Origin of the sequence: Amycolatopsis sp. NBC_01480 (assembly GCF_036227205.1) — a bacterium.
Classification (GTDB): Bacteria; Actinomycetota; Actinomycetes; order Mycobacteriales; family Pseudonocardiaceae; genus Amycolatopsis.
Map to the genome: position 1 here is coordinate 1,934,112 of NZ_CP109442.1, position 15,046 is coordinate 1,949,157.

At 72.5% G+C, this 15,046-nt stretch carries 12 protein-coding genes; 1 reads left to right on the forward strand and 11 read right to left on the reverse strand.

What is annotated here, in order from left to right; genetic code table 11:
* Window positions 1-57: 57 nt before the first annotated feature.
* From OG371_RS09015 to OG371_RS09065, 11 genes are all read right to left on the reverse strand, one after another.
* Window positions 58-843, reverse strand: coding sequence for a thiopeptide-type bacteriocin biosynthesis protein (locus OG371_RS09015; protein ID WP_329067472.1), 786 nt, complete (start codon window positions 841-843; stop codon window positions 58-60).
* A complete protein-coding gene (locus tag OG371_RS09020; RefSeq protein ID WP_329067474.1) occupies window positions 836-3,214 on the reverse strand; it encodes a hypothetical protein in 2,379 nt (792 codons plus the stop codon). The genes OG371_RS09015 and OG371_RS09020 overlap by 8 nt, the downstream gene beginning before the upstream one ends.
* Window positions 3,211-4,719: a SagB/ThcOx family dehydrogenase gene (locus OG371_RS09025; protein WP_329067476.1), complete on the reverse strand. Its 1,509-nt coding sequence runs from the start codon at window positions 4,717-4,719 to the stop codon at window positions 3,211-3,213. The genes OG371_RS09020 and OG371_RS09025 overlap by 4 nt, the downstream gene beginning before the upstream one ends.
* Before the next feature lie 11 nt (window positions 4,720-4,730).
* Window positions 4,731-6,989 (reverse strand): TOMM precursor leader peptide-binding protein, encoded by a 2,259-nt coding sequence (locus tag OG371_RS09030; RefSeq protein WP_329067478.1) that lies wholly within the window; start codon window positions 6,987-6,989, stop codon window positions 4,731-4,733.
* The gene (locus tag OG371_RS09035; RefSeq protein WP_329067480.1) at window positions 6,986-8,668 is read right to left on the reverse strand and encodes an ATP-binding cassette domain-containing protein; all 1,683 of its coding nucleotides are present in this window, start codon (window positions 8,666-8,668) and stop codon (window positions 6,986-6,988) included. Before OG371_RS09035 ends, OG371_RS09030 begins: the two co-directional genes overlap by 4 nt.
* Window positions 8,665-10,659, reverse strand: coding sequence for an ATP-binding cassette domain-containing protein (locus OG371_RS09040; protein ID WP_329067483.1), 1,995 nt, complete (start codon window positions 10,657-10,659; stop codon window positions 8,665-8,667). Before OG371_RS09040 ends, OG371_RS09035 begins: the two co-directional genes overlap by 4 nt.
* The gene (locus OG371_RS09045) at window positions 10,656-11,954 is read right to left on the reverse strand and encodes a cytochrome P450 (RefSeq protein WP_329067485.1); all 1,299 of its coding nucleotides are present in this window, start codon (window positions 11,952-11,954) and stop codon (window positions 10,656-10,658) included. The genes OG371_RS09040 and OG371_RS09045 overlap by 4 nt, the downstream gene beginning before the upstream one ends.
* Window positions 11,955-12,051: 97 nt before the next feature.
* The gene (locus OG371_RS09050; RefSeq protein ID WP_329067487.1) at window positions 12,052-12,204 is read right to left on the reverse strand and encodes a thiocillin family RiPP; all 153 of its coding nucleotides are present in this window, start codon (window positions 12,202-12,204) and stop codon (window positions 12,052-12,054) included.
* Between the two features lie 64 nt (window positions 12,205-12,268).
* Window positions 12,269-12,409, reverse strand: coding sequence for a thiocillin family RiPP (locus tag OG371_RS09055; RefSeq protein ID WP_329067489.1), 141 nt, complete (start codon window positions 12,407-12,409; stop codon window positions 12,269-12,271).
* Window positions 12,410-12,618: 209 nt separating this feature from the next.
* Window positions 12,619-13,545 carry a MazG family protein gene (locus tag OG371_RS09060; RefSeq protein WP_329067491.1) on the reverse strand — a complete coding sequence of 309 codons (927 nt, stop codon included), beginning with the start codon at window positions 13,543-13,545 and terminating at the stop codon, window positions 12,619-12,621.
* Window positions 13,542-14,549 (reverse strand): hypothetical protein, encoded by a 1,008-nt coding sequence (locus OG371_RS09065; protein ID WP_329067494.1) that lies wholly within the window; start codon window positions 14,547-14,549, stop codon window positions 13,542-13,544. The genes OG371_RS09060 and OG371_RS09065 overlap by 4 nt, the downstream gene beginning before the upstream one ends.
* A gap of 85 nt (window positions 14,550-14,634) precedes the next feature.
* Here OG371_RS09065 and OG371_RS09070 point away from each other — a divergent pair, with 85 nt between their 5' ends.
* On the forward strand, window positions 14,635-15,039 hold the full coding sequence (locus OG371_RS09070; RefSeq protein ID WP_329067496.1) for a hypothetical protein: 405 nt from the start codon (window positions 14,635-14,637) through the stop codon (window positions 15,037-15,039).
* Window positions 15,040-15,046 lie beyond the last annotated feature (7 nt).

Below are 15,046 nucleotides of genomic sequence, written 5' to 3' on the forward strand. Positions count from 1 at the left end.
GCCCAGCCTCCGTCAGTGGATGAGAACACGAGTATCGGATGACATTTTCCATCCGGTTCACGTGACAAGTGTCAGGTGGTGAAGCTGCTGGTCAACGGCCGAAAGGAAGAGCAGTCGGGCGATCACCGCCTCCGCCGCGGGGAACACCCCGAGACGATTTCCGGCCAGGTGCAGGTGATGGAAAAGCTGAAAGTAACCCGACCGCAGCGGCATCGAATCGGCCGCCGCCCAGAATTGCCGAGCGAAACCGCGGAGCAGTTCCCCGGACGGTCCGCCGAGCACGGCGTTCGCCTCGGCCAGCAGCCCGCCCGCCTTGGCGCGCACCCGCGGGTCGGCCAGCGAGGTCCACGGCGCCGCCGTCCACGGGCGCCGGGCCGGGCCGCCCGACCAGTACCAGCCGTACTGGTGCAGGAAAGCCGGGCGCTGCCGCTCGGGCAGGCCGGCGGTCATGGCCAGCATCAACGCGGCGGCGAGCCCCGAACGGCTGCCGTCGCGGTGCCGGGCCAGCAGCTCCAGCGCAGTTTCACTGCTCAGCTGGAAGAGTCGTTCGGCGACCGCCATGTCGCCGAATTTTGCGATCTCCGGCTCGTAGACGTGCTTGCTGTACGCGCCGGCCAGCGCTTCGTCGACAACCTGCTCGACGCGGTTCAACGCGGCGGGCCCGGCGCTCAGCCGCCAGCGCACGTGCAGGCCGGTGGCGTCGAGGAACCTCAGGAAGAACCAGCGCAGGTCCGGCACCTCCGCGCGCAACTGCCCGACGACGGGGGCCACCACGGTGCGCAGCAGCGGCTCGCCCGCCCCGGCCGGTTCGACCGGGACGCGGTAGTAGAGCCATTCAGCCATGGCGCACCAGTCCCTGGAACTCAGTCGCGACCGGTTCGCCGCCAGGCCCCGGGACCCAATGGCCACGACGGCCGGGCAGCGCCTCCGTGAAGTCCACTGTGGATACGTCCGGGTCGGGTGCGCCGAGCGCGGCCCACACCGGGAACGGGTGGTCGAAGCCGAGCCACTGCGGCTTGCGCCGGTCGACGCGGCCGCCGGAGCGGACCACCCCGGTCACGAACACCTCGTCCGGCAGGCCGTGGGCCTCGCGCCAGGCCCGCAGCCGGGTGAAGAACTCCACCGGCGCCTCACCGCGGTCCGGCCTCGGCACCGCGTCGGCGGGGAAGCTCCAGCGCGCCCGGGCCCAGACCACCCGGCCCTGCTGCCGCCGGGGCTGGTAGCCGGGGTCCGCGTCGTCGGCCACGCGCCGGTCACGGTCGACCCGGCCGAGCGTCAGCCACGGGTTGGACAGCAGGCCGACGAGTTCGGCGACCCCGCGTTGCAGGTGCTGCGGCACCGCGCCGGTGTAGGCGAACGCCACCGGACCGTCTACATCGGACACCTGGAGGGTGTCACTGGCCGGATCGTGGGCGAGAGTCATCCCGTCCAGCCCGGCGCCGGAATCGGGGTGGCGCAGGTCGCCCGGGAGGTGCAGCACGGGCAGGCCGAGCGCCGGGCGCTGCAGTGAGGCCCAGTCGGCCTGCGGCGTGACCTGGTAGACCCGGCAGCCCGGGTGCAGGCTCCGGGCCCAGCCGGCGAGCGGCTCGTCCAGGCCGCCCGCCACCGGCGTCCACCGGCCGAGCAGGCCGAGCCCGCCGGAGTGCACCGCGTTGACCACGGTGAGGTGCGCCCCGGCGGCCACCTCGTCCGCGGAACCGGCGGCGACCTGGAAGAACACCGCGTTGCTCGCGCTCGCCAGGGTTCCGGTGCCCTGCAGGCGGGCGGCGTCCCGGGCGACGGCGAGGTCGACCTCCGGCAGCAGCGCGGCCAGCGCGACCGGATCGGACCGGCGGAGGAACGCGTAGAGGAAGTCGAGCACCGGCACGTTCGCCGCGCCCCGGCCGTGGCGAAGCACGAAGCAGCGCACCAATTCGGCGTACCGCCCGTCGCGCCAGATGTGCGGGACAAGCGTGCGGCCGATCTCCGCGAGGTCCTCGGTCACCGTCGCCGGCCGGTCCGGGCACCGCGGCGCGGCCACGGCTTCGTGGAACAGCGGCAGCTCACCGGCCCACGACGGCGCGGGCTGGTCCAGCGCCGCGAACGCGTCCACGACGGCCTGGTGCGCCGACCCGATCGCGGCGGCCCGGCGAGCCGGCTCCGATACGGCGGCGACGATCCGCTCCTGTTCGGCCAGCTCCCCCGCCGCCGTCGCGAACGGGCCGCCGATCCGCTCCGCGGCCCACGCCGCCAGCTCGGCGAAGTCCGACCGCGCCCGGATCGACCAGGGCAGCACCGGTTGCAGCAGACCGGTTTCCGCGAGCCGGCGCGCCAGCCCGGGCTCGTCCGGGAAGCACTCGGCGAGCCGCACCGGGCCGTCGGGCAGCTCGTCGAGCAGCCAGTCGTACAGCCCGCAGCCGACCAGCTCGTCGACTCGCAGCGGCGTGCGGCGCACGACCGCGCGGCTGGGCAGGGTGGCCAGCCACCGGTCGTCGACCTTTCGCAGCCCGGATACGGCGGCGACGGTCAGCCGGTCCGCGAGCCGGCGATCCTTCAAGCAGGCCAGCAACAAGGCGAGAGCGTGGGGCCGCGACGAACTGGTGACTCGCGCGGGCTCGCCGTCCGGGATGCCGACCGTCGTCAGCGAGCTGAACGGGCTGGTCTTCAGTGCGATCCGGGTGAGGTAAGCGGTCGCGCTGCGGACCGAGCGGGCCGACGGGGCGTCGTCGAGCGGGGCGGCGAGCAGCCGTCCGGTGAACTCCGGGCTCGCCAGCGCCAGCCCGCTCGCGACTTCCGGCGCGCCGAGGTGGCCACGCATCGCCTTGGCCGCCCGCGCGGTCTCCACCGCGAAGTCCGCACCGGCCGCGGTGCGCCGGGCCTGGGCGCACCGCACCAGCTCGGCCCACCGGGTCACCTCCGCGGCAACCGCGGGCGGCAGTCCGGCGGGCACCGGCACCGGTCGTCCATTGTGGACGTCACGGCGCAGCTTCACCACGGCCCGCCGCAGCGGTTTGTCCAGCTGGGGCACCAGCTCGTAGAGCCGATCCCCGAGCGGCCCGGCCAGCGCGGCCGCCGCCCGCTCGTGCTCCGCGGCCTCACGCAGCGCGGCCACGGTGTCGGGCGCGGCGAGGTCGTCGACCGCCGACACCGGCAGCCCGGCCACCCGGACGACGGTCACCGGGGCGACCACCGGCCGGGACGCCGCGGCGGCCAGCGTTCCGACGTCGGGGATCACGACGAGGTCCAGTGCCGTTCACGCAGCAGCGAGTACGCGCTCGACGCCCACCCGGGGTCGTTCACCGCCTGCCAGCTCTCGGGCAGCGGGCGCGGCGGCGCGTCCGCGGCCGGCACCGGGCGGCTGCCGAGGATGAAGTCGCCGACGCTGGACTCGGTCAGGTAGTCGAGGCCGAACGCGCGGGCCGCGAGGTCGGAGTCGCCGCTGCCGAGGCCGCACGGCGCCAGCCCCATCGCGGTCGCCACCAGGTACATCGTCTGGTACAGCACCCCGGCGTGCTTGAGGCTCACGGAATACGCGATGGCGCGGTACTTCCACGAGAGCCGCTGGAACCTCGACGTCATCGTCACCAGCACGTCCGGGTCGGCCTGCAGCGCGGTCGCGATCGAAGCGGTCTGGAGCAGGGCCTCCCGGTCGGCCGCCCCGTCGTTGACCAGCACCAGCCGGTGGCCCACCGGGTCGTAGTAGTAGATGCCGGGCTCGATGCCGTCGCAGCGCTGCACGGTGAGGTACAGCTCCAGCTCGTACGCCGCGCCACCGCACGGGTACGGCCGGGTGCTCGCCTCGTACGGCGCGTTGGGAGTGGGCCCGTACACCGCCCGAACCCGCGCGGTCCGGTAGAGCCATTCGCCGATCTGCCTTGCTGTCAAAGGCTTTTCCCCGTACTGGCGGACCGAGGTGCGGGCCTCCAGCACGGCGGTGAGCGACGGGTCGGTGGCGAGCACGTCGTCCAGCTCCGGCCGGTACAGCTCGATCGACGGCCCGTCCGGCACCGGCTTGATCGCCGGACGCGGCTCGATTTCGCCCAGGTACGGGAAAATCCCGCCGAACGGCTGGTCGAACCGGCCGCTGCGGGCCCGCGAGTGGCTGAGCAGGTCGTGGAAGTCCCACTGGCGCAGCACCGCTTCGGTGTCGGACGGGAAACCCGCGGCCGTGCCCCGCTCGACAAAACCCGCGCCGACGAGGTGCCCGACCAGTTCCGCCGTGGCGTCCTCGGGCAGCAGGCCGCCCAGGTCCGCGGCCGTGCCCTCGGTGCCGAGCCGCGCGACGACGGCGGTCGCGGCCGGGTCGACGAGCGTCACCCGGTGCTGGACCAAGGGGGACTCCAACACCAGCTCGTTGTCCAGAGTGCGCAGCAGGGCGAACTTCGACAGCCGCAGCCGGGCGTCCGCTGGCACGACCGCCGGCTCGTACGCGCTGACGCGACTGGTCGCCTCGATCCGGACCAGGACCCGGCCGTCGGACTCGACGAAGCGGACGAAGAGCTGCTTCGCGCGCTCCACGATCTGCCGCAGCTGGCGTGGCTCCGTTTCGGGCAGGCCGAGGTCGGCGCGCGGGGTGACCGCCAGCTCGCGCAGCGCCCGCGTCACCTCCGGGGTGGCGCCGTGCAGCGCGAACGAGCCGACCCGGCTGAGCAGCCGGAGGGTGCCGTCGTGCTCGTCGATCCGGACGTCGGAGCGCAGGCCGAGCCGGGTGGCGGGGCGGGGGTGGTCGATCGTGGTCATGGCTGGGCTCCTCACAGGAACATCGCGGTCGGGTTGAGCGCGGCTTCGGCGGTGGGCTCGGCCAGCCAGCCCATCCGCACGGGCACGTCGTAGAGCCGGCCGGGCGCGTACCGCGTCCAGAAGTGGCGCAGGCCGGGCACCAGCACCTTCACCACGGGCAGGCCGATGTCCGGCCGGGTCTGGTCGAGCACCAGCATCTCCAACCCGGCCCGCTCGACGGTCCGCTGCGCGAGCCGGACGTCCTCGGCCAGGTCGTCGGTGCTGTGGTCGGTGTAGTCGGCGGCGGTGCGCGCCGGCCCGTCGAGCGGACGCAGGTACGGCTGGTTCGCCAGCGTCGCCGTGCGCCACCAGCGGTGCTGCTCCGGGTCGGGGAAGGCGTACTCCTCGGCTCCGTCCTTCGCGCCGATCACGGCGGGCAGGAACTGGTTCATCTCCGTCATCGCGCGGGAGATGGCGATCTTGATGTCGAAGTGCGCGCCGAACGCGATCAGCAGGTCCTCCACCGGCTTGTCGATCCGGCGGGAAACCGTGACCACGGTGGGGATGCCGAGGTCGGTGGTGAGGTCGAGCGCCCACGCCTCGCGGTTCGCCGCGCGATAGCTCCGCTGCCAGGTGTCGAAGTACGGGTCGCCGAAACTGGCCAGGTCGATCGCCGGACGGCGGAGCATGTTGTACCACCAGAGCGCGACGCTGTCGCGTTCCACCAGCTCCATGAAGCCCTGGACGATCGCGTCCTCGAGGCAGGTCCCGGCGGCGTTGCCGTTGGAATCCGCGCCGCTGTAACGGTTTCCGGCCCGCAGCGGGTAGCCGAAGAACAGGCTGGCGGTGGGGAAGTACTTGGTGCGCTCGTGCGTCAGCGACCACACCGGCGTCCAGTCGATCTTCTCCGCCGGGTCGAACGGATCGCAGACCCGCTGGAAGTGCGAATCGCGTGCGTTCCACTCGGCCCGGTCGCGGAACTGGGCGTCGCTGAACAAGTGCAGCTCGTTCGGCTGGAACGCCTGCTCCGGGCCGAGCTCTTGGTAGGTGGCGGAAATCCGGCCCTCGTCACCGCGGTAGAGCCCGCTGTACCGCTCGACGGCCTCGCCGATCGCCGACGCCCGGGCCTGCACGTCGGTCATGCCCTTGCCGGACGCGGCGCTGCGCAGGCCGGCCCGCAGGTCCGACACGTGCCCCATCGGCACGGCGAAGTTCTGCCCCGCCTGGTAGGTGTGCAGACCCTCCACATCGGACGGCAGCTTGACGAGCTGCTTCACCGGGCCGGTGATCGGGCTGACCAGCGGCTCGAACTCGGCGAGCAGCTTCTCCGGCGACTTCGCGCGGTGCCCGCCGTCGGTGATCTTCGCCTTGGGCCGGCTGGTCAGCCGCACCGGCGCCTGGTGCAGCCGGCTCTGCAGCTCGCGGTCGCCGCAGGCGGCGCACTGCGGGCGGCGGGTGAGGCGGTGGTGCCGGCTGTCCATGGTCACGGTGTCGAAGGTGACGACCTCGGTGTGGTGCTCATTCGGACGATGCTCGCCCGTGGCCAGCCATGCTGCTGTCTGCACCGCGGTGAGCCTCAGGCCGAGCTGCCGGGTGGTCTCGAGATCGGCGAGCGAGGTCACCGGCGGGGCGATGAGACCGTTGCGCTGCTTGACGTAGTTCAGCACCATCTGGTTCGAAGACAGCCGCGCGGCCAGGCACCACCAGCAGGCCGTGGTGCCCGGTTCGAACACCGGTCCGGTCCACAGCAGACCGCCGGTGGGCTTGGCGAGCAGCCAGGGGCGGCCGTCGGCGAGTCGGTCGAGGTTGAAGTCCGCGATGCCGGGGTTGAGGTAGTCGTCGACGAGCACGACGGTGAGGGCGGACGGGCCGGAACCGAGGGTGAGCCCGGCCTGCTCGGCCGCCTCGGCGAACCCCTCGTCGGAGACATCGCCGAACCGCACCACGTCGATCGGCGTCGCCGCGACCCGGGCCAGCGCCGCGTCACCGTCGAGGGAATGCAGCTCCCAGAACCCGCCGGCGCGCTGGTCGGCCCCGGCGTCGACCTCCGCGACGTGCCCCGCGGCGACGAGCTTGTCCAGCACCGCCTCGACCCGCGCGGCCGGGAACTCCCCCGCCAGCGCGTCGACGACCTCGGCGCGCGTGTGCTTGCCCGCGAGCAACGGCGTCGCCCGCTCCATCAGCCCGCCCGCCAGCCGAACATGCCCGAACCGCTCGGCGATCAGGTACACCCCATCGCCCTCGACGACCTCGGCACGCAGGTACCGCTTGAACCGGATGACTTTGTTCATGAACTCCCCCAGCGGGTTTCGGTGTTCGTTGGCACGTCGTTGGGTGGCGCGCTGTTTGGTGGCGCGCTGTGGCCGAGCACGAGCACCCGGTCGGCGACGTCGAGGAACAGGGAGGACCGGCTGACGACGACCCTGGTCACGCCCTCCAGCCTGCGCAGTGCGTCGGCGACCACGTCCGGTGGCTCGTCGAGCAGCAGCACCCGCGGCCGGCGCGCGAACGCCCGGGCGAGTTGCAGGAGCTTGAGCTGGCTCGCGGAGAACCCGCCGGCGCCGCCACTGACCACAGTGGACAGACCCATGGGAAGGTCGCGGAGCACGTCGGCCAGGCCGGCTTTCCGGAGCGCGTCCCAGGCTTGCTCGTCGGTGGCTGCGGAACGGCCGAGCACCACGGTGCGGACGGTGCCGCGCGGGAGGTCGGCGTCCTGCCGGAGGTAACCGGTCCCGTCGCGGTCGGCTGCGCTGAGCCGGTCGAGGAGAGTGGTCTTGCCGGAACCGGAGGGGCCGGTGATGACGACGAACTCACCCGGGACCAGCTCCGCGGCGGGTGTATTGGTCGCTGTGCCGGACCCGAGCGGGACCAAATCGGGTTCCTCAGTGGTCTTCGCCGCGGTCAGCAAGGCGCGGATGCCCCGGACGGCTTCCCCGCCGACGGCGAACACCGAGCGGACCGTGTTGTCCGAGCGGCCCAGCACCAGCACGAGCTGGGCCAGGACCGCGCACGCGGCCAGGAGGTCATCCGCGTGCGCGGTCCCGAGAACGGTGGCGAGCAAGAGCAAGGGGATCGCCGCCGCGAGCGCGGCCGACCGCGGTTCGGGCCTGGCGGCGGTGCGTTCCGGGAGGAGCCGGGCGAGCATCCGGCGTTCGGCGGCGTAGAGGTGGATCTCGTCGATTCCGGTGAGGAGCCGGTCGAGCCCGTCCCCGGTCAGGTCCGCGGCCGGGCCCCGAGCCGACCGGGCCAGCACCACAAGCCCGGCGACGGCGACCGCGAGCACCGCCCAAGCCGTCCCGGCACCGATGGTCAGCAACGCGAAGAAGGCCGCTGCGACCATGGCCGTCACGAGCAGCGCGTCGAGCGCCGCGGCGGCTACGAGCGTGCGCAGCCGGGAAACCACGGTGGTCCCGGCCGCGCGCAGTTCTGGCTCCGTGGCACGCAATCCGGTCCGGGCCGGGTCGAGCAGCAGACCCCAGAGCGAGGGTTCCAGCGTCGCCTGCAGCCGATGCTGGGCGTCGGTGGCGAGCCGGTCACGCAGGCCCAGCAGCAGAATGATCGGCACCACGGCCAACGCGGGCGCCAGCCAGCCGTACCGCACCGCCAGCACCGAGGAGCCACAGCTGATCAGCGCGGCCAGCAACCCGGTAACCACCACCGCGACCGGAACGCGGGGCCTGCCGACATCCTTCGCGGACAGGTGCCAGACCGCCCGGACGTCCGCCGGCTCCGGATGCCGGCCGGACCGCAGCAGGACGGCCCGGCCGGCAGCATCGAGCACCAACGCGGTCCCGGCCACGGTGCTGCCGGGCGCAACCCGCACCGCCCGCCAGCCGACCGCCTCGGCCGCCACCTTCACCGGATCGGGACCGCTCGGCACGTCTGCCACCTCGCCGAACAACGGCCGCAGCGCCTCACGGCAAGCGGGCCACGAGTCCGTGGCAGTCGGTTCACGGTCCACGGTGGTCATGACGTGACCGGTCCCAGCTCCAGAACCTGCCACCGAGTGTCCAAAGCAGACGGCACAGAACCACAGGCGATCACCAAGGTCGCGCCGCGGCGAGCCAGGGAGCGCTCCAGGCGGGGGTCCCCAATGAGGTCCGGCTCGTCGAGCAGCAGGATCGACGGATCGCGGAGCAAGGCCCTTGCCAGGGCGAGACGACGGCGTTCACCGCCGCTGAAATTCCGGCCGCCCGCGGCGATCCACGCGGTGCGGGCGCCACCACGACCGGTGATCAGGTCAGCGAGACCCGCGTCGTCGAGGGCGCGGCTGACCTGGGCGTCGGTGATGTCGTCGTCGGACAGCGTGAGGTTTTCGTGCACTGTGCCGGGGAATAGCCACGGGACCTGCGGCAAGTACCCGACCCCGTCACGCAGTGTGGCCCGCGGGATCTCGCCATGCGTACGGCCGCCGAGGCGGATCTCGCCCTCAGTGGGCTCGAGCGCGCCGGCCAGCAGCCGCAACAGGGTCGACTTGCCGGCACCGGTCACCATCAGCCGTCCGCCGGCGGGGACGCTCACCGTGACCCCGCGCAGCACCGGGCGGCGGGGCGAGTAGCCGAAACCGACGTCGACCAGGTCGACTTGTCCGTCCATTGTGGATCCACAAGAACCGGCTTCAGCGGCGAAACGCGGATGCGGGGCGGCTTCGTCCAGGTCGTCCAGCACGTTCGTCCGGGCGATCAGTTCGGGCAGGCCGCCGAGGTGTTCCAGCACCGCACGGGCGTTGATGAGGAACGGGGCAAGCGCGACCAGAGCCGCAGCCTGACCGACCGCACCGGCGACCGCCGCGAGTTCCACGCCCGTCGCCACCGAGGTCCAGGCCCGCGCGCGGTCCGCGGCGCGGCGGCGCGCGGCCAGCTCTTCGCCCTGGATCTCGGCGAATTCCGCGAACAGGTCCGGTTCCGACTGCTCGGCGTGCACCGCGTCGAGCCGGGCGAACGCGGCGCGCGCGATCCCGTTGCGGCGGGTCAGCTCCCCGACGAACAGCCGCCGCGACACCGCCGAACGACGCTGTCCGATCGCCCGCAGCACCGCCGCGAGGCCCGCTCCGACGACGCCGATCAGCAGGGCCGGCCAGGAAAGCCACCCGAGCACCACGGCCACCGGCACCAGGAACGCCGCACTGGCCAGCAGCGGCACCACCCGGTGCGCGAGCAGGACCGCCGAGGTCTCGGCGAACCGCACCTGCGCCCCCAGCGCCGCGTTCGAACGACGGCCGAGGAACGACGCGGGCACCGTCAGCAGCTTGCCCAGCACCGCCCGCTTCCGCCGTCCGGCCACCACGTCGTGGACCTCGCCGGCCAGCCACCGCTGCCCGTACGCCAGCGCGGCGGCCGCGAGCGCCGCGACGATCAGCGCGGCCACGGCGACGCCGGAACTCAGCCGTCCGGCGACAACACCGTCGACGAGCAGGGCCGCAACACTGGTCACCAGGCCGAGGCCGAGACCGGCGGCGGCCGCCGCGGTTACGCGACCCCGGACCTCGGCGAGCCACCGCGCGCAGGTCCGCAGGGTCGACCGGCGCGGTGACGCGGCCGTCGCAGCGGGCGCGGCAGAGGTGAAAGTCAGCACGATGCCACTGAACTCGGCCCGGAACTGGGCACTGGTGCGCCGATCCCGGCCGCGGGCAGGATCGTTGACCAGGGCGCCGGCGTCAACCGTTTCGAGAACCGCAAAGTGGTTGCCGTGCAACAGAACGATGGCCGGCAGTGGCAGCGCCCGTAACGCGGGAAACGGGTCGCCCTCACGAATTCGCAGGCCGCGTCCGGTGAGCCCGTGGCCGGCCCCGACCCGGAGCAGGTCGGCCGCCGTGGTGCCGTCGCGCGAGACGCCGCATTCCGCCCGCAGCTGCGCGGCGGGGACCGGCGTGCCGCGGTGCGCGAGCAGGATGCCCAGGCAGGCGGGACCGCAGTCGGCCTCCTCCACCTGCCCGATGACGGGCGTCGCGCCGGACCTCACGAGTGGCCACCCGCCCCGAACGGGCAGGACCCGGCCGAAGCCGCGACAGCCGGAACCCTAGGCGCCGCAACGGTCTCGGGCAGCAGCAGCCGCAGCGACGCCGGGCTGTGGAACGCCATCTCGTCACGACGGCGGATGTCCTGGTCGGCCAGCCGGAAGTCCGGCGCGTAGGCGGCCAGCGCCGCCAGCACGGTTTCACCCTGCAGCACGGCCAGGCTGGCGCCGAGGCAGTAGTGCGGACCGTGGCCGAACGCGAGGTGCCGCGACTCCGTGCGGTCCAGGTCGAACTCCAGCGGGCGCGTGAACACCGCCGGGTCGAGGTTCGCCGCGCCGTACATCAGCAACACCGTGCTGCCGCGCGGGATGGTCACGCCGTCGAGGTCGAGGTCGTCCTCCGCGATGCGGCTCATCAGTGGCAACGGCGGGTGCAGGCGGATGCCCTCCACATATGCGGCGGCCGCCAGCGTGGGATCGGCGACCACGCGCCGCCAGGCGTCCGGGTGCTTGCGCAGCGCGAGCACGACGTTCGCGAGCGCGCTGCCCACGGTGTCGATGCCCGTCATGAAGAGCATCAGGACCATCGAGACCAGCTCGTCGTGCGTGAGCCGTCCGTCCTCTTCGGACGAAGCGCGCGCGAGCCGGGAGATCAGGTCGGTGCCGTCGCCGCGACGGGCGGCGAGGTCGTTGATGTAGCCCACCACTTCGGCGAGGCCGGTCGCGGCGGCCGAGCCCGGCTCGCCGTAGCGTCCGCCGAGCCGTCCGGTCACCTCGTTCACCACCGCGCTGTTGATCGCGCTCGCCCAGCCCAGCACCTGGTGCCGGTCGGCGGGCGGCAGCCCCAGCAACGCGGCCGTGGTGTACACCGGCAACGGGCCGCACACGTCACCGACGAACTCGCATTCGCCGTGACGCAAGGGTTCCGTGAGCAGCTCGGCGACGATCTCCTGGACCGCTCCCCGCAACCCGGCCACGGACTTGGCGCTGAACTGCCCGGCCACGAGCCGCCGCAGCCGCTGGTGGTCGGCGGGCGGCTGGATCGGCAGCAGGCCGTCGAGCACCCGGCTGGTCGCCTCGTCCAGGTGCCGCGTCGCGGACCACTCGTCCGGCATCCGCAGCGCGCCCGCGGGGTGCCGGGCGATCCGGCTCACCAGGTCGTGCCGCGAAACGATCCACACGCTGCCCGCGTGGATCACCGGCTTCTCCTGCGCCAGCCGCGCGAACAACCCGTTGTCCCCCACCGGCTGCGACTTCGGATCGCCGATGAACCGCAGCGTCGCCTTCGTCAGCTCGTCCATGTCCATTCCCCCAGCTCTCGGGCGATACCGGTGTGTGCCGGCCGGCCGGCACACACCGGTAGCTACCTCAGTTCTCGCGGTGCGAAGACCGTGAAAATCAGCCGCCCAGGCAGGCCGCGGTGCCGACCGTGGCCGGGGTGCTGATGGTGCCGGCGGTGCTGGCGGTGGCCGCGCCACCCACCTCCGAGAGCTCTTCCACCGTCAGGTCCTCGATCGGCAGATCGGTCGTGTTCAGGTTTTCCGGAGTCATGTCTTTCCCCTCAGAAATGTGTTTACCCGAATTACTGCGGAAAGGTAATGCAGAAAAAGCCGGATCAGACGCTGGCGCAGCCGATGCAGGCCGCGGTGCTGACCGGCGTGCTCGCGGTCGAGGCGGTGCCGGCACAGTCGGCCGCCGCCACGTCGTTGAGCTCCTCGATGGACAGGTCTTCCACGATCGGAGCGTTCTGCTCCATGGTGATCACACCCAATTCGATTCTTTTCGGACAGGACATTTACCGCTCGGCGCGAATACTTCCGAGCGCCATCAGCGAGTCTGCCAGCCGGGCAGAACGAATTCGTCGGTGTTTTGATCGATTGTCACGGACGACGGAAAGCGCAGCAGATCGCGTTTCTCGATCATCCGTTGAGACGGGTGGTGGACACACCCGCGCGGACGCTCAGGTCAGGCCGACGGCCAGAACTTGCGCCAGCCATCGGCTTCGAGCGTGGCGGGCTCGACGCCCTCGGCGCGAGCGGCGTCCTCGGCGGCGCGGATGTCGCGCGCGAACTGCTTCGCGACCGCCCGCAGATCACCCTCGGGGTCGATGCCCGCGCGGCGCGCCGTGGCCGCCGTGCGGAAGAGCTGGGACGCGGCGTCGGCGCCGCCGGGGAACAGGTCCAGCGGGACGCCGGCGCGGCCGCTGCGCTGGCCGAGCTTCCCGGCGAGCGCGGCCGCGGGCTGGCCGAGCGCCACGCCGTCCACAATGGACTTACGCTGTTTCTCGGCCTGCTTGAGCTCTTCCCACTTCAGCTCCTGGTGCTCGGCCGTGGCCACCTGGCCGGCGTCGCCGAAGACGTTGGGGTGACGGCCGACGAGCTTGGCGACGAGCTCGCCCGCCACGTCGTCGATCGTGAACGGGTCATGCGGGTCTTCGGCGGCCACCCGCGCGTGGAAGAGCACCTGCAACAGCACGTCGCCGAGTTCTTCGCGCAGGGCCGCGCGGTCGTTCTCCTCGATGGCCTCGAGCAGCTCGTAGGTCTCCTCGACCAGGTACTTGCGCATCGAATCGTGCGTCTGCACCCCGTCCCACGGGCAGCCACCGGGCGAGCGCAGCCGGTCCATCACCAGCACGGCCTCGACAAGCGGATCGGCCGGTGCCTGGAGCACTCGCGCTCCGGACTTGGTCAAAGCGACGGCCGTCGGCTCGGCGAGGGAGCCGACCACGAGCACGATGTCGCGCAGGGACGGCGCTTCGGTGACCGGCGGCAGGCCGAACGCGGCGGCGTCCACGTCCGACCCCGCGTACACCGCCGCCGCGGTGCGCAAGAGCGGAACCGCGGCGGCCGGGAGCGTCGCCCCTCGGGCGACTACGACAACAGAGCCGGTCACTGCTTGGCCGGAGCGGCACCCTGCACCGGCAGCACGAGCCCCTTGGTGGCGTTGGCGTTCGGCGCGAGGCCCATGCCCACCGAGTCCCACACGCCGTAGCGCGGGTTGATGCGGTAGTCGACGTCGCCGACGTACGGCTGGAGCAGCCGGATGCCGATGCCGCCGAGCTGGTCCGGCGTCGGCTGCTGAGCCTGGTCGGTGGCGACGGGCTTGTCGGTGGCGCGCTGGCGCACGACCGCGACGACCCAGGTCGGGTTGCTCGCCGCGTTGGGCTGGAACGCGATCACGGTGTTGGCGGGCACGCCGAACAGCACCGTCGTGGCGTCCTGCGGCGAGGACAGCGCGGGCACCTGCGTGCCGACGTTGCCCTCGACCCCGGCCTGCGCGCCGCTCTGGATCTCGCCCTGGACGGCCTTCGGGTCGGCAGCGAACTGCCGCGCCTTGGCGATGGCGTCGGTGCGCGCGGTGGCCGGGTCGGTCGAGGACGCCGAGCCGTCGGCGCTCGGCGCGCCGACGGTGGTGTAGTCGAAGCCGACCGTGAGCGTCGGCAGGTACTTGATCGCCAGCTTCTGCTCGAGGTACTGGTCGGTCAGCGCCTCGCGATGGTCGCGCACGCGCCAGACCAGCTGAGTGACGGCGGAGTCCTGGTTCTGCGTGGCGGCCTGCGGCAGCGGCCCGGCCAGCGGGTCCTGGAGCATGGCCGCGCCGATCGCGTCCTGGTCGGCGGTGAGCTTCTCCTTCGCCGCGGCCTTGAGGACCACCGCGTGCAGCAGCTGCTGGCGCACGATCTCCCGGCCGACGAGGTCGAGCTTGTGCTGCGCCGCGAGCTGCTTGGCGTACGGCTGCTCCTGGACCGCCTTGTCCAGCAGGCCCTGCACCTGGTCGATGGAGGTGACCTGGCCGTCGATGATCGCGGCGGCCCCCACCTGACTGGGCCCGGCACCACATCCCGACAGCAGGAACGCACCGGCCACAACGGCGATCAGCGCGCGAGGGCGCCCCATGATCCGCATCACAGGCCATACCCTCTCATACGCCCGCCCCCGAAACGCAACACCGTGTTTGTTGCCCGCGCGGTATTGTCGATAAATGGACTCTTGGTTGTCGATTGAGGTCCTCGACGGCACGTTCCCGGCCCGGGCCTGGCAACGCGCACACGGCGACGACTTGACCGAAGCGGCGCTGACCAACGGCGCCGGGCAGTGGACGTGGCACGTGCACGGCTGGGGCGTGACGCTGGAGATCGAGTTCGACAGCGAGGATCGGCGCGACCGCTTCCGAGCCCTCCCGGCGGTGACGGCCGCGCTGGACGCGGTCCCCGACCCGGACCGCGGCCTGCTCGTCTACCCGGGCCGCGGCGGCGGCTCGGGCGCCCAGGTTCCGCGCGTCCCCCGCCCGAAGCCGTTGGCCGACGCGGGCGCGCTGCCGACCCCGGAGGTGGAGCACCTCATGCGGTTGGCCACCACCGAGCTCGTGAGTGTTCATGACGGTTAGAACCGTC

What these genes read in the sequence shown, in the direction of transcription:
- OG371_RS09015 (WP_329067472.1), bottom strand. Translation starts at nt 843, where the DNA reads ATGGCTGAATGGCTCTACTACCGCGTCCCGGTCGAACCGGCCGGGGCG.
- OG371_RS09050 (WP_329067487.1), bottom strand. Translation starts at nt 12,204, where the DNA reads ATGACTCCGGAAAACCTGAACACGACCGATCTGCCGATCGAGGACCTG.
- OG371_RS09055 (WP_329067489.1), bottom strand. Translation starts at nt 12,409, where the DNA reads ATGGAGCAGAACGCTCCGATCGTGGAAGACCTGTCCATCGAGGAGCTC.
- OG371_RS09065 (WP_329067494.1), bottom strand. Translation starts at nt 14,549, where the DNA reads ATGGGGCGCCCTCGCGCGCTGATCGCCGTTGTGGCCGGTGCGTTCCTG.
- OG371_RS09025 (WP_329067476.1), bottom strand. Translation starts at nt 4,719, where the DNA reads ATGACCACGATCGACCACCCCCGCCCCGCCACCCGGCTCGGCCTGCGC.
- OG371_RS09045 (WP_329067485.1), bottom strand. Translation starts at nt 11,954, where the DNA reads ATGGACGAGCTGACGAAGGCGACGCTGCGGTTCATCGGCGATCCGAAG.
- OG371_RS09070 (WP_329067496.1), top strand. Translation starts at nt 14,635, where the DNA reads ATGGACTCTTGGTTGTCGATTGAGGTCCTCGACGGCACGTTCCCGGCC.
- OG371_RS09030 (WP_329067478.1), bottom strand. Translation starts at nt 6,989, where the DNA reads ATGAACAAAGTCATCCGGTTCAAGCGGTACCTGCGTGCCGAGGTCGTC.
- OG371_RS09035 (WP_329067480.1), bottom strand. Translation starts at nt 8,668, where the DNA reads ATGACCACCGTGGACCGTGAACCGACTGCCACGGACTCGTGGCCCGCT.